General features: G+C 58.7%; 14 protein-coding genes. 7 read left to right on the forward strand and 7 right to left on the reverse strand.

Features of this window, described 5'->3' with window-relative positions:
- Positions 1-32: 32 nt before the first annotated feature.
- The 7 genes from FEM03_RS21195 (at position 33) to FEM03_RS21225 (ending at position 10392) form a co-directional block, all read left to right on the forward strand.
- The gene (locus FEM03_RS21195) at positions 33-1796 is read left to right on the forward strand and encodes a hypothetical protein (protein WP_138088314.1); all 1764 of its coding nucleotides are present in this window, start codon (positions 33-35) and stop codon (positions 1794-1796) included.
- A 39-nt stretch (positions 1797-1835) separates the two neighbouring features.
- The gene (locus FEM03_RS21200) at positions 1836-2831 is read left to right on the forward strand and encodes an ABC transporter ATP-binding protein (protein WP_206171103.1); all 996 of its coding nucleotides are present in this window, start codon (positions 1836-1838) and stop codon (positions 2829-2831) included.
- A 10-nt stretch (positions 2832-2841) separates the two neighbouring features.
- Positions 2842-3591, forward strand: coding sequence for a hypothetical protein (locus FEM03_RS21205; protein WP_138088315.1), 750 nt, complete (start codon positions 2842-2844; stop codon positions 3589-3591).
- A 10-nt stretch (positions 3592-3601) separates the two neighbouring features.
- Positions 3602-5137, forward strand: a complete 1536-nt coding sequence (locus FEM03_RS21210) for a hypothetical protein (protein ID WP_138088316.1) — start codon at positions 3602-3604, stop codon at positions 5135-5137.
- Positions 5134-6024 (forward strand): DUF58 domain-containing protein, encoded by an 891-nt coding sequence (locus tag FEM03_RS21215; protein WP_138088317.1) that lies wholly within the window; start codon positions 5134-5136, stop codon positions 6022-6024. The genes FEM03_RS21210 and FEM03_RS21215 overlap by 4 nt, the downstream gene beginning before the upstream one ends.
- Before the next feature lie 62 nt (positions 6025-6086).
- The gene (locus tag FEM03_RS21220; protein WP_166443049.1) at positions 6087-7814 is read left to right on the forward strand and encodes a BatA domain-containing protein; all 1728 of its coding nucleotides are present in this window, start codon (positions 6087-6089) and stop codon (positions 7812-7814) included.
- Between the two features lie 22 nt (positions 7815-7836).
- Entirely contained in the window at positions 7837-10392 is a 2556-nt protein-coding gene (locus tag FEM03_RS21225; RefSeq protein ID WP_138088319.1) for a vWA domain-containing protein, read from the forward strand.
- A gap of 32 nt (positions 10393-10424) precedes the next feature.
- Here FEM03_RS21225 and FEM03_RS21230 read toward each other — a convergent pair whose 3' ends face one another.
- The 7 genes from FEM03_RS21230 to FEM03_RS21260 are packed head-to-tail and all read right to left on the reverse strand — an operon-like array spanning position 10425 to position 14004.
- Entirely contained in the window at positions 10425-10574 is a 150-nt protein-coding gene (locus FEM03_RS21230) for an entericidin A/B family lipoprotein (protein WP_138088320.1), read from the reverse strand.
- Positions 10575-10587: 13 nt separating this feature from the next.
- Entirely contained in the window at positions 10588-11433 is an 846-nt protein-coding gene (locus FEM03_RS21235; protein ID WP_138088321.1) for a class I SAM-dependent methyltransferase, read from the reverse strand.
- A 40-nt stretch (positions 11434-11473) separates the two neighbouring features.
- Entirely contained in the window at positions 11474-11794 is a 321-nt protein-coding gene (locus tag FEM03_RS21240; RefSeq protein WP_138088322.1) for a type II toxin-antitoxin system RelE/ParE family toxin, read from the reverse strand.
- A complete protein-coding gene (locus tag FEM03_RS21245) occupies positions 11791-12063 on the reverse strand; it encodes an addiction module protein (protein ID WP_138088323.1) in 273 nt (90 codons plus the stop codon). Before FEM03_RS21245 ends, FEM03_RS21240 begins: the two co-directional genes overlap by 4 nt.
- A 47-nt stretch (positions 12064-12110) precedes the next feature.
- Entirely contained in the window at positions 12111-12551 is a 441-nt protein-coding gene (locus FEM03_RS21250) for a hypothetical protein (RefSeq protein WP_138088324.1), read from the reverse strand.
- Positions 12529-13113, reverse strand: a complete 585-nt coding sequence (locus FEM03_RS21255) for a nucleotidyltransferase domain-containing protein (protein ID WP_138088325.1) — start codon at positions 13111-13113, stop codon at positions 12529-12531. Before FEM03_RS21255 ends, FEM03_RS21250 begins: the two co-directional genes overlap by 23 nt.
- 36 nt (positions 13114-13149) lie before the next feature.
- The gene (locus tag FEM03_RS21260; protein ID WP_138088326.1) at positions 13150-14004 is read right to left on the reverse strand and encodes a helix-turn-helix transcriptional regulator; all 855 of its coding nucleotides are present in this window, start codon (positions 14002-14004) and stop codon (positions 13150-13152) included.
- Positions 14005-14024: the final 20 nt, after the last annotated feature.

Below are 14024 nucleotides of genomic sequence, written 5' to 3' on the forward strand. Positions count from 1 at the left end.
ATAAGGGATAAAGGATAAATTTTTGACCACCGATGAACACAGATAGACACAGATGGGTGAAGGTTGTGGAGCTGATGGTGGGTTTCTGGCTCGCGGCGGGTGGGCTGATGGCGGGTTCGGTGATGAAGCCGGACATTGATCCGAAGAGCGGGATCGATATGGAATTGGAGAGCTGGCTGGAGAGGTGTCCACAGGCAGGGATGGTGCCGGTGACTTGGAAGGTGAGCAATGCGACGAGGGTGCCATTGACCTGGCAGCTGGATTTTTCGAGCGGGAATGGATATGGGTCGTCGGCGGTGAGGAACAGCAGTTACTCAATAACCGTGCAGGCGGGTCAGAAGGGAGAGTTGACTTTGTATGTGCCGGTGACGCAGATGATGTCGGGATATTATGGAGGTCGTGATTTGGAATGGAAGGTGACGGGACATGGCGTGCGTGGAAGTGGATCGCTCGATTCTATTGGGCATTCTTCGTCGGGAACCCAGTATGTGGGGTTGAGTGAGGGGGCGGTGGGCACGGGAGGGTGGAATGCTCTCGACACAGAGTTGGGAAGTGGATCGAGCGCGAAGGAGTTGCGCGGAACGGAGTTGGACATGCGCAAGGCACCCGAGGACTGGAGGGGATACACGGGGCTGGCACAACTATGGATGACGGAGGGGGAATGGCTGGCGATGAGTGAGGTGGCGCGGGCGGCGGTGCAGGATTGGGTGGGGTTTGGGGGACGGATGTTTGTGTTGGTGGAGGATTTGGGAATTGAACGCGTGGCGGCTTTGGGGTTGCCGCCGATGATCGGGGAGGGGCATCCGATGGGAGCAGGTTGGGTGCGCAGGGTGGAGTGGGATGGGAAGGTTTTGCCGGTGAAGGAGGTGGCGAAATGGGTGCGAGAGGAGCATGAGGATCTTAACCGGGTGTTGGTGAAGTATGATGATCGCTGGACGCTGGTGAAACAGATGGGACGTTTGAATCTGAACACGCCGCTGGTGTTTGGTTTTATGGTGGTGTTTGGGTTGTTGGTGGGACCGGTGAATTTGTTTTGGTTCGCAGGAGCGGGTCGCAGAAGCCGATTGTTTTGGACAACGCCGCTGCTGTCGATTGCAGGCAGTTTGGTCTTGATGGTGTTGATGATTGTGCAGGATGGATTTGGAGGAACGGGGGTGCGTCAGGTGCTGGTGATGCTACAGCCGGAGAGCAAACGAATGGGGGTGGTGCAAGAGCAGGCGAGCAAGACGGGGGTGTTGGTGGGGAGTGCTTTTGCAAAGGGTGAGCCGATGATGTTGACGCCGTTGAATGTCGAGCGTTCAAGATCGTCTTCGCAGATGAAGGATGAGTTTGAGGAGACGAATCAGTCGGCAAGCGGATCGTGGTTTGCCAGCCGGTCCATTCAGGCGCAGCTGATGATGTCGGTGCGACCAACGCGGGCCGCGGTGGAATTTTTTGCGTCAGCGGAACCGGGCGGAGCGCCTGAGGTGTTGTCGAGTGTGGGGGTGGCGTTGGATGAGGTGTATGTAAGGGATATGAAGGGGGCGGTGTGGAAGGTGTCGGATCTGGGCACCGGTGAGCGCAGGAGGATGGAGGCTTCGTCGTTGAAGGAGTTGCTGGAATGGATGGAGAAGGAGATGGAGGTGCAGGCTGGGCCGACCATGAAAGCGATGCTGGAGGGATTGAGGTCGCGCGAGGGGTTTGTTTTTGCGGTGGCAGATGAGACGGGGGATCTGGCGATGGAGAGTTTGGATTCGATTCGCTGGGAGGGCAGCCGGTTGCTGGTGGTGGGGCCAGTTCAAAAGGATGAAGGCTAAAGGATGAGGGATGAATTTGAGATCTGAGATTTAAAATTTATGATGATGAACGAACCGCCGCCGTTGCCGAAGGCTTTGGTTGAAGTGCGTGATGTGGATCGCGTGTTTGAGAATGTGCATGCGGTGAGGGGGTTGTCGTTTGAGATACAGCGTGGTCAGGTGGTGGGTTTTATTGGGGCGAACGGGGCGGGCAAGACGACAACGATGCGGATGATGGCGACGTTGGATCTGCCGACGCGCGGTCGCATTTTCATCAATGGCGAGGATGTGGTGCAGGAGCCGGAGAAGGTGCGGCGGTTGATTGGCTGGATGCCGGACAACTACGGGACTTACAGTTACATGACGGTCTTTGAGTATCTGGATTTTTTCGCCAGATCTTATGGCTTTAAAAAAGCGGAGCGCACGGCGCGAGTAAAGGAGGTGATGGATTTTGCGGATTTGACGGTGCTGGCGGATCGTCCGATGGACAAGCTGAGCAAGGGGATGGGGCAGCGGCTTTGTTTTGGAAGGATGTTGTTGCCGGATCCAGAGTTGTTGATTTTGGATGAGCCGGCGGCGGGGTTGGATCCGAAGGCGCGGTTGGAGTTCAAAAATCTGGTGAGGTTGCTGGCGCAGCGCGGGAAGACCTTGTTTATCAGCAGTCACATTCTAAGTGAGCTTGGGGAGATGTGCGACACGCTGTTGTTCATTGATGGGGGCAAGCTGGTGTATCATGGGGCATCAGAGACGCTGAAGCGTGGCAATGGGACGGATGTGCATGGGGCGCTGCAGTTTGTGGTGGATGTGACGGTGCTGGGATCGTCGGAAGGGTTGAAGGAATGGGCGGCTTTGAATGAGGGTTGGAGTTTCGTGGAGGAGAGGCGTGGGGGTGTCCGGTTGGCGCTTGCGAGCGATGACGAAATGAGGCTTGCGGCGGGTTTGCGCAAAATGGGTTTGGGTGGAATCAGCGTAGTAGAATTTCGGCGCGAAGAACGAAGATTGGAGGATGCGTTTGTAGAGATGTTGAGGAAGGAAGGAGTGAAACCAAAGGAGTGACCTGAAGTGCATGAGAAAGTCGGAAACAGCGTCAACGGCAGTTCGTGGTGAAGACTTCGGGGATTGGTTGAGTCCGGTCCTGGTGAAGGAATTTCGTCAGGGGCTGCGAGGACACTGGTTTGCGTGGGTGTTTGTGTGGGTGAGCCTCAGTATGGCATTTTTGGTGGGCTTTAGAGGGTTGGTGGGGGAGGAGATGCGGGCAAGACTTGACTGGGCTTACTGGCTGAATATGGGCCTGGTTTTGCACGGAGCTCCCTTGGTGAAAGGGATGCTGGCGATCGATGAGGATCTGGATGAATCCCGGTTGCCGTTGTTGAGGATGGCGGGGTATTCGGCCGATTGGCTGTTAGGTTGCAAGTGGGTGTCGATGATGGTTCAGGCCGTTCTATTGGGTTCTGCGATGCTGCCCTACGCATTGGCGCGGTATTACACGGGTGGGGTGGATTTGGTGAAAGAGTTGATGATGATGGGTTGGATGGTTTTCGGGGTGGCCGCAGTTGCAGGAGTCGCGAATTGGATGATGACGATGACAGTCAGTGGTCGAGTGGTCATGGGGGTATTGCTGCTGATTTTTGTGCCCTTGTTTGAGGGCTTGCTCATGCTGACAGTAAATGCGTTGATGGCGGGGACAGGAGGCGGGGCGGGACTTTGGGAGTTTCTGGCGTATGTGGCAATGTGGTTGGTGGGAATTGGTGTGCTGTTTGTTTTTTGTATGTCGGTGGGGGCGGCGAAGTATGATTCGAATTTGAGAGTTAGTTAAATTTCTGTTTATGAGCACTTTGACCATATCCACATTCAAGCCGATGGCGGCTGGGAGTGACTTCGCCGACTGGCTGAGTCCGATCCTGGTGAAGGAGTTGCGGCAGGGGTTGAAGACGCGGATGTTTGTGTCGGTGTTCATCTTGTTGCAGGCGGTAATGATCATCATTGTGGGCTTGCAGTTGTTGAGCATGGCAAGGGGGGCGGGGCGGTCGCAGATGCAGGAGTTTGACTGGTTCTTTTGGGCGGTGATCTGGGTGCCTTTGTTGGTGGTGATGCCAGCGCGGGGGTTGGCGGCGGTGAGTTCGGAATTGAAGGCGAACACGCTGGATCTGGTGCAGTTGACGAAGTTGACGGCATTCCGGATTGTGTTGGGCAAGTGGGTGGCGCTGGTGGCGCAAACGTTGCTGCTGGTGGCGGCGGTGTTGCCTTACACGGTGTTGAGATATTTCTTTGGCCGGGTGGATGTGGTGATGGATTTAACGATGCTGTTGGGGATGGTGCAGGGGTCACTGGTGTTGACGGCGATGGCGGTGATGCTCTCGAGCATGCATCTGGTGGTGCGGATTTTGGTGGTGCTGGCGGCGCTGCCGTTGAGCGCGGCTTTGGTGAGTGCGGTGGGGATGTTCATGACGTTTCGCACGGCGGGCAGTGGATTGGTGGGGGCGACGTCTGCGGGGGCAGGGGTGTGGATGTGGTTGTTCGGGATTTTGGGGACGGTGGTGACGGTGTATTTTTTGCTGGAGATGGCGGCGGGACGGATTGCACCGCTGGCGGAGAATCATTCGGGCAGGAGGCGGGCGGTGGCGCTGGGGTTGGTGCTGATTTTGCCGCTGATCATCTGGATGAATGATGATCCGAATATGGCGCTGGTGGGCCTGGTGTATTCGATGTTGCCGTTGTGGGCGTGGTCGGTGCTGGAGGCGTTGTGCGAGCGGACGGTGATGGTGCCGAGTCTTTATCGGCCATTCGCGCGGCGGGGATTTTGGGGTCGGCTGGCGGGCAGGGTGTTTTATCCGGGGTGGGCGTCGGGAGTGGTGTTCGTGGGTCTGATGATGGTGTTACTGGGGGGCATGATATTGATCGGTGATTACCTCCACAATGATCTCGATGGAGTTTGGTCGGATATTGATGAGTGGGGCGTGGCGGTTCCGTTGTTGATGACGTCGCTGGTGCTGCCGGTGCTGGTGATGAGGTTGTTTCCGCGCATGAAGCAGCCGGTGTGGGTATATCTTTTGGTGCAGGCGTTGTTTGTGCTGCTGTTCTTGGTGGCGTGGATCATTGCGGAGGTGCCGGGGGCGACAAGAGGAGACAGGGATTCGGCGTATGTCTGGCTGGCTCCGTTTCCGTTCAGCGCGTTTCTGGGGTTGATGACGCGGAACTTTAGTTGGGATTTGGTGTCGGCTTACATGGTGGTGAGTTTGCCGGTTTGCGGGTTGGTTTGGATGGGATTGGGAGTGGTGATGTGGAAGGAGTTCCGGGTGATTCGCGGATTGGAACGTGAGTCGCTTGGCGATGTGGGGTCGGATTCGGGAACGAAGTCATGAGCGAACTGGTGGACAAGGTTTTGTTGCGGGAGGTGCATCAGCGCATGAAGGCGGTGACGGGGGTGGCGCGTTTGCCGTTGGGGACAGGTCAGTGGAGCGGGGTGTCGGGAAGTGTGCTGGGACAGGGGACGGGGAGTTCGGTGGACTTTCATGATCAGCGTCCGTATCTGCCGGGGGATGATCCGCGACATATCAACTGGCAGGCGTTTGCGCGGACGGGGAGTTATACGATGAAGTTATACCGGCAGGAGGTGACGCCTCGGGTGGATGTGTTGTTTGATGGGAGTGCGTCGATGTTTTTGACGGAGACGAAGGCGCGACGGAGCTGGGAGTTGCTGTTTTTTTGTGTGGAGAGCGGGTTGCGTCTGGGGGCCTCGGTGAAGGTGTGGGGGATGGGATCGAGAGGAGTGGAAGAGTGGCCGATGGAGCGATTGCTGGCTTATGAGGTGAAGGTGGAGGGGGTGGTGAAGGAGAAAGAGGATCGGGCGCGGGCGTTGATGGTTTCGGAGGCGCGGTTGCGGGCGGGGTCGTTGCGGGTGTGGATCAGTGATCTTTTGTTTGCGGAGGCTCCGGCGGGATTGGTGGCGGGGCTGACGAGGGAACGGGGTCGCGGGGTGGTTTTGGTGCCAACGTGTGTGGAGGAGGCGCATCCGGACTGGACGGGGAACATCGAGTTCGATGATTGTGAGCGGGGATGGTTGGATCGGCGTCGGGTGGAGGGGGAGGTGATGGATCGATATTTGAAGGCTTATGCGCGGCATTTTGCGTTGTGGCGGGAGGAGTGCACGCGAAGGGGGACGAGCTTTGCGCGGGTGCCGTCGGAGGGAGAGTTTTTAAGTGCGTTGCGGGTGGAGGCGATGGTGGCAGGGGCGGTTTTGAAAGGATGAAGGATGAAGGATGAAGATGAAGGATGAATATGAGATTTGAGATTTGAAGATTGATGAATGTGATGCTGGCAAATTCTGCGGGGTTATGGGCGCTGTTGGCGGTGCCGGTGATTTTGTGGATTCATTTTCTTCAAGAGCGGTCGCGGAGGGTGCGGGTGAGCACGTTGTTTTTGCTTGATCGGGTGGCACCCGAGAGTGTGGGTGGGGCGCGGTTTGAGAAGTTGCGGAATTCTCTGCCGTTGTGGCTGCAGATACTGGCGGCGTTGATGCTGACGTGGGTGTTGTGTGAGCCGCGATGGATGAAGGAGGATTCACGACAGACGGTGGTGGTAGTGCTGGATTCGTCGGTGTCGATGAGTGCGTTTAAGGAGTCGACGCGAAGGATGTTGGAGGAGGGGTTGAAGGATTGGGCGAAGGGCGCGGTGCGGACGGACTGGCATGTGTTGGAGACGGATGGTCGCAAGAAGACGCTGTATGCGGGGGAGGACTGGCGCGGGGTGTTGTCGGCTTTTGATGAGTGGCGGCCGATGATGGGGACGCATGAGGTGGAGGAGGTGTTACTGGTGGCGCGCGGGTTGGTGAAGGAGGCGGGCATGGTGGTGCTGGTGACGGATCATGCGATGGAGGTGGCGTCGGATGTGGCGGTGGTTTCGGCGGGGGAGAAGATGGAGAATGTGGGGTTTGCGGGTGGGGATGCGAAGGTGGGGGGTGGGGGGGGGATGCGCTGGCAGGTGTTGGTGAAAAATTATGGGGAACGGGTGGCGACGAGGGCGTGGTGGGTGGAGCGGGAAGGATTGCCGGAGGGGCGGCGGGAATCGGTGATATTGCAGCCGGGGCAGACACTGGTGTTGTCAGGGGAGTTGCCACCTGGGGAAAGGCGGATGTGGTTGAGGCTGGAGGGGGATGGGTTTGTTTGGGACGATGCGATGCCTTTGCAATTGCCGGTGGAGAGGGTGTTGAAGGTGGATTTTCGATTGGGGAATCGGGAGGGGGAGGTGTTGCGCAAGATGGTGGAGTCGCTGCCACATGTGGCGGTGGGGAATGGTGATGAAGCGATGACGGTGGCGGAGGTGGGGACGATGGTGGTGGGGAATGCGATTCAGGTGGTGACGGGTGGTGGTGGTGGTGAAGGGGGCGGGAGACTGGATGGGGCATTTACGGTGGCGGAGGATCATGGGCTGACGCGCGGATTGAACTGGATGGGGTTGCTGACGAACAAACCGAGGGAGCTGACGTTGACGGCGATGGATGAGCCGTTGTTGTGGAAGTCGGACCGGGTGCTGGCGATGGTGCGGACGGAGGTGGGTGCGGATGGTCGGCGCTGGAGGCGCTTGATTTTGAACTGGGATCTGGCGGGGTCGAATGCGATGCGGCATCCGGCGGTGCTGGTGATGTTGCACCGTTTTGTGGAGGAGGTGAGGCAGGGGTTGCGCGAGCCGTGGTCGGGGAATTTTGAGGTGGGTCAGGTCTTGAAGGTGGAAGCGCTGGGGACGGGATTGACGATTAAGGTGGGGGATGAGCAGATGGCGTTTGAGGGACGGGTGTCGGAGGAAGTGGGCTTCTTTGAGGTGGGTTTGGGCGATGAGATTTTGGTGAGTGGGGCGGCGGGGTTTGCGGATGCGCGGGAGGCGGATTTTTCGAAGTCGGAGGCGCTGGATACGGCGAAGGATCGGCAGTGGGAGGCGGCGCTGAAACAGACAGAGGCGGATCCGTGGATGCCGCTTTGGGTGTTGGGAATTTTGGGATGTTTGTTAGGAAGTTGGTATCGAAAGGCCCGGGCCGTGGACTGAAAACTGAACTCGATTTTTACCGATGCGCTTTGCTTCTCCTGAATGGTTTTTGATGATCCCGCTGTTGCTGGCGATGGGGTGGTTTTGGCGTGGGTTGAAGTTGGGGAAACCGTTGCGGGCGTTGTGTTTGTTGTTGGTGGTTTTGTTGCTGGCTCAGCCGCAGATGCGCCGGTTTGGGGATGGGCTGGATTTATGGGTGCTCGTTGATCGGTCGGAGTCGGCGGGCGATGTGTTGGGACCAAAGCTGGGGGAATGGGAGACGATTTTGGAGCGGTCGAAGGGGGCGGGTGACCGGTTGTTTTTTGTCGATTTCGCAGATGAAGCGGTTAAGCGCGGGGCGCAAATGCGGTCGGGTCTGGGCCAGGACGGGATGACGTATGCAGGGGGGAGGTCGGCGACGCGGGTGAAGAGTGCGGTGCAGCATGTGCTGGCGCAGGTGGAGGAGGGGCGGGCGTCGCGATTGCTTGGTTTTTCGGATGGTTATAGCACGGAGCCGCTGGATGGGTTGGGGGAGAGGCTGGCGGAGGATGAGGTGGCGTTGGACTACCGGCTGGCAGGGGAAATGGCGGGGGAGGATTTTCGGGTGGCGTCGTTTTTGCTGCCGCGCAGGGTGCAGTTGAGTGAGGCGTTTTTAGCAGAGGTGGTGGTGTTGGGGTCGAGTTCGAGTTCGGTAGACGGGGTCGTGCCGGTGGAGTTGATGCGCAATGGGGTGTCGATTGGCAGACGCGACGTGGAGATGGTGAATGGGGTGGGAAGGTTGCGATTTACGGATCGGCTGGGAGCGGCGGGCGCGTTTCGTTATGAGGTGAGGTTGATGGCGGATCGCGAACGGGATGCGCATCCGGGGAACAATTTTGCGGCGCAGTGGGTGGAGGTGCAGGGGGGACCGCGGGTGGTGCTGGCGACGGGTTATGCGGATGATCCGATGGCGACGGTGTTGAGGGCGCAGGGGTTTGAGGTGACGGTGGTGACGGAAATTGGGGCGTTGGGAGTCGGGATGTTGAGCGGGACGAAGGTGGTGATTTTAAACAATGTGCCGGCTTATGAGATGAAGGCGGAGTTTGTGAAGGGATTGGATTTTTTTGTGAATGAGCAGGGGGGCGGGTTGGTGATGATCGGCGGGAAACGCAGTTTTGCAGCGGGCGGATGGTTTGGATCGCCGGTGGAGCCACTCTTGCCGGTGAGCATGGAGTTGAAGCAGGAGCATCGGAAGCTGGCGGTGGCGATGGCGATCGTGATGGACCGGTCGGGAAGCATGGCGATGACGGCACCGGGGACTTCGTTGTTGAAAATGCAGCTGGCGAATGAGGGGGCGGCGCGGGCGATTGAGTTGTTGGGCGACAATGACATGGTGACCATTTTTGCGGTCGACAGCACCGCGCATCAGGTGACGCCGTTGGTGGCGGTGGGGAAGAATCGGGGCACGTTGCAGAACGCGGCGCGCCGGGTCCAGAGCATGGGTGGGGGGATTTTTGTTTATCAGGGGTTGAAGGCGGCGTGGGCGGAGTTGAAGAAGGCGCCGGTGGGGCAGCGGCATATCATTTTGTTTGCCGATGCTGCGGATGCGGAGGAGCCGGGGGAGTATGTGCAATTGCTGGCGGAGATGAAGAGGGAGAAGGCGACGGTGAGTGTGATCGGATTGGGATCGGACAAGGATGCGGATGCGGCGTTTTTGGAGGATGTGGCGAAGCGCGGGGAGGGGCGGATTTTTTTCAATGCGAATGCAGGAGAGCTGCCGGCTTTGTTCGCACAGGAGACGGTGGCGGTGGCGCGGTCGGCTTTTGTGGAGGAGCCGGTGGAGGTGAAAGGGACGCCGGGTTGGATGGAGATGGCGGCGGGTTCGATGAACTGGCTGCCGCAGGCGGATGGGTATAACTTGAGTTATCTTCGGCCGGGGGCGACGCAGGCGGCGGTGAGTGGGGATGAGTATGCGGCGCCGTTGGTGGCGTTCTGGCAGCGTGGGGCGGGCAGGGTGGCGTCGGTGTCGTTTCCGCTGGGCGGGGAGTTTTCAGCGAAGACGCGAGGCTGGGAGGGATATGGCGGATTTGCGCAGAGTTTGACCCGCTGGTTGATGGGGGAGAAGGAGCCGCCGGGGATGGGGTTGCGGACCACGATGGAGGGGAGCAAACTGCGGGCGGATTTGTTTTTTGATGAGAGTTGGAATGAGCGGATCAGTGCCGCAGGACCCGAGTTGGTGCTGGCTCAGGGGGAGGCGGGGGAGGCGCGCAAGGTGGCTTGGGAGCGGCTGGAGCCGGGGCATTTCCGCGCGGTGATGGAAGTGAAGGGCACGGATTTTGTGCGTGGCGCGGTGCAGGTCGGAGGGGTGGCATTTCCTTTTGGACCGGTGAATGCGGTGACGAATCCGGAGTGGTCTTTTGACAAGTCGCGGATCAAGGAATTGCGCGAGTTAAGTGCGCGCAGCGGGGGCGGGGAGCGGGTGGATTTGAGCGATGTCTGGCATGCGCCGCGACCACCGGCATGGAGGGAGGTTCGGGCGTGGTTGTTGATGGCGCTGTTGGGGGTTTTGTTGCTGGAGGCTTGGCAGACGCGGACGGGATGGGGACTGCGGCGAGGGTAGATGAAACAAGGCCCGGGACGGACCTTCTACATTCAATAAGGGGTGGCGCGTTCGGCGGTTCGTTCGATGCGGTTGCCGAGATGTTGGACGTCTTCGCCGAGGCCTTGAGTGGTGCGGCATTGGCTGAGGGTAAGGGTGCCGATGGCGAGAAAGAGAAGGATGAGGGATCGTTTCGTGTTCATGGTGTTTTTTGGGTTACACAATTGAATCGGGAAACGGCGGAGAATTGGATGGGGTGGGGATAAGATTGGGGTTAGGTTTTTTGCGGAGGACGAGGACGAGGTCGAAGGTGGTGTGGTTGAGCTTGAGAGGTGCGGTGGCGTTGTAGTTGAAGTCGTGGCAGGTGACGAGTTCGAACTGGGGGGCGGATTTGAGAAGGGCTTTGACCTGGGGGAGGTCGTAGGTGCGGAACTGCCAGTGGGTTTCCTGATGGGTGGTCTGGCCGTCGCGGGTGATGCGGAGTCGGTTGCGAAGTTTTTCCTGGCGGGTGCTGCGATCGGCGGGCCAGGTGTGGGTGTTGCAGATGACATGGATGCCTTCACGTTCGGCGACCCAGCGTTCGTGCTGGGGTTTTTGATCGGAGTAATCGGTTAGGTGAAAGCCGAGGATGTAGAGACCGCCGGGGCGCAGGGCGTTGGCTACGTGATGGAGATGGGAGGTGGGGCCGAGGTCGTCGAGGATGTATTTGAAAGTGCTGACGAGGCAGTGGGCGAGGTCGAAGGGTGGGGTGGTTGTGGGGAGCGTGAAGTCCTCGAGTCGGTCCTGCCAGAGGGGGGCGCTGAGGTTTTGTTTTTGGAGGCGCTGATGGGCGTAGTCCAGCATGTGGGAATTGAGGTCGAAGCCGCTGATATGATGGCCGCGTTGGGCGAGGGCAGCGATGAGTCGACCTGATCCGCAGGCGGGTTCGAGGATGCGGAGTATTTTGGCGGTGGGATCGGCTCCGTGTTGGGCGTTCAGAGTTTCGAGAAAGGCGGCTTCCTTCTGGGAGTCTTCGTCGAAGATGATGTCGTAATAGAGCGGGGTGTCATACCAGTTGGACATTTTAAAGGGATAAAGGCTAAAGGATAAGGGATAAAGAGTCTCAGAAGATCTGCTTGGATTCGGAGATTCGCTGACGCCAATATCCTGGTCGGCGTTTGGCGTGAGCGATGGCGAGGATCACCACTTCGTGTTTCCAAAGCATGTAGGCGATGTAGTATTCACCGAAACGCGGGGTGAGATTTACGCGGCGGATCTGGTTGCGCCGGGCGTTATGGAGCAGTGGTGTCTCGCAGATTTGGGTGCGATATCGTCGGTAGTGATCGTCGAAAGCATGGGCCAGTTCGGGATCGATGGTCAGGTAGTAGCTGAGAACTTCGATGAGTTCATGCCGCGCGGCAGGGTGAATTTGCCAGGCCGTCATGAGTCGCGGCGGCGGTGACCATGCTGGACAAACAGGGCGTCAATCTCGCGCTCAAGCTGCTCGCCGGGAATCAATTTGACGGTGCCATGTTCGATTTCACGGAGTCGCTGGTCGATCTCGGCGTTCCAAGTGGCTTCGATGCGGGCTTCATCCTGATCTTCCAACGCGGGCATCGTGTATTCGACCTGAAGATCGCGGAGCAGATGATCAACTTCGGCGGGCGAAAGATTGCGAATCTCCTGCTTGATCTGCTCAACCGTGGTGGCCATGGAATTAGCGTAATCGGTATCGTGAATTTGTCGAGGTTTGGATGCTCTCAAGGACTTAGCATGGGGTGGTGTTTTTGGAGCCAGGCGAGGACTTGTTGGTGGAGTTGACGGGTGAAGTCGCGGAGTTCTTTGGCTTCGGATCGGCTGATGGTGCCTGCGGTGTCGTATTCGGCGGTGTTGCGTTTGGATCGGCAGGTGTCGAGATAATCGGCTTCATCAGCGAGATCGTGACCCATGATGAGAGGGAGGGCTTGCAAGGTCCGGTAGTGGGCGAGGTTTTTCTCGGGTCGGTAACCGGAGGCGTAAAGGATGATGGTGCACAGTTTCAGCGCGGCGTTGTAGGCGATGCCGAACTGCCAGTCGACGGAGATGTTGCCTTCGGCGTCTTTGAGGTCGCGCTCGACGATGGCAAGCAGGTCGATGATTTGTTGGGCGGTGGTTTTGTGGGGACGAAGCCAGCCGTTTTCAGCCCAGTCTTGCAAGCTCATGCGGAGTTCCTTTCAGCCAAAGTTTGGGTTCATTGATGACGCGGGTGATGAAGGCGTCGCTGCGTTTTTTTTGAGTGAGCCAGTCTTCGGGGGAAAGGCAATAAGGATTGATCTCGCGCGAGAGTTCGGAGGAGAGGGGACGAAGGTGGGGGGTGAGTTTGCGGAGTCCGGTGGTGCCGATGATGAAGAGGTCGATGTCACTGTCGGCGGTGCTGGTGCCGGCGGCGATGGATCCAAAGACGAAGGCGAGGTCGATGCCGGGGATGGAGTCGAGGGCGGTGCGCAGGCGTTCGGCGATACCCGTGGTTTTGGTGACGATGCCGTGGAGTTCGGGGTAAAGGGGATGGTTGGTGTTGGCTTTGAAATAAAGCCGGTTGCCGTCGCGACGGGAGAGGACGAGGTCGGTGGCGGTGAGTTGGGCGAGTTCCTTTTGCAAGGCGGGTGCGGTGAGTCCGGCGTGGCGGGCGAGATCGCGGAGATGGATTTCGCGATCAAGATCCGCAAAAAGCAGGCGAAGGATTTCCGCGCGTGCTTTGGGGAAGAGCTTGTTGAGGAGGGACATGAGATTTGTTCACCAAAAGTAGACGATTGTTTGTTTTTAGTAAACAGAATTAGTGCCGCTGCGATAGGTGGTGGGTGACATGCCGACGCAGCGGATGAACGCGCGGGAGAAGACGGTGGCGCTGTGGTAGCCGACCTGGGGGGCGATGGCTTCGAGTTTTTCGTCGGTGGTTTCGAGGAGTTCCTTGGCTTTTTGAATGCGCATGTAGGTGATGTGCTCCATGGGGGTGCGACCGAGTTCGCGCAGGCAGAGACGGCGCAGGTGTTCGGCGCTGATGTGGGATTGCTCGGCGAGGGAGTTGAGTTTCCAGTCGATGGTGAGGTCGCGGGCGACGAGTTGCCAGAGTTCGGCAATGCGGGAGCTGCTGCGCCATGGGGTGACGAGGCGTCGAATGTAACCGTGGATGAGGCTGAGCCAGTGATGGATTTGGGCGGGGTCTTTGTCGCTGAGCCATTCGGCGCGCAGGCCCTGGATCATGCGTCCGAGGTCCTCGGCACCTTGGGTGAGCCGGAGCGGGGAGGCGGCGCCGACGAGAGGTTTGGTCCATGGGGGTTCTTCGTAGCGGATCCAGGCGAAGGTCCATTTTTGGGGTGGTTCGGCATGGAGGGCGTTGAGGACGCGGGGTGGGGCGAGGCAGAGGGAACCGGGTTTGATGCGTTCCCAGTGGCCCTCAAGGAGCATGCTGCCTTCGCCTTCGAGGCAGGCGAGGAAGAAGCTGCCGGTGGGTCGGAGTCGGACACGGCAGTAAGGAGAGAAGGCGTGGTCGATGCCGAGTCGGGCGATGCCATGGGTGGCGAGTTCGCTGCAGTCGTCTCCTTGCAGGGTCCAGCGTTGGGTGCGTGGTCCGTTGATGGTGATTTCCTTGGTGGGAAGGACGGGATTTTTTTCCATGGCGACGGACTTCAATGTGT

Source organism: Phragmitibacter flavus, assembly GCF_005780165.1.
GTDB lineage: Bacteria > Verrucomicrobiota > Verrucomicrobiia > Verrucomicrobiales > Verrucomicrobiaceae > Phragmitibacter > Phragmitibacter flavus.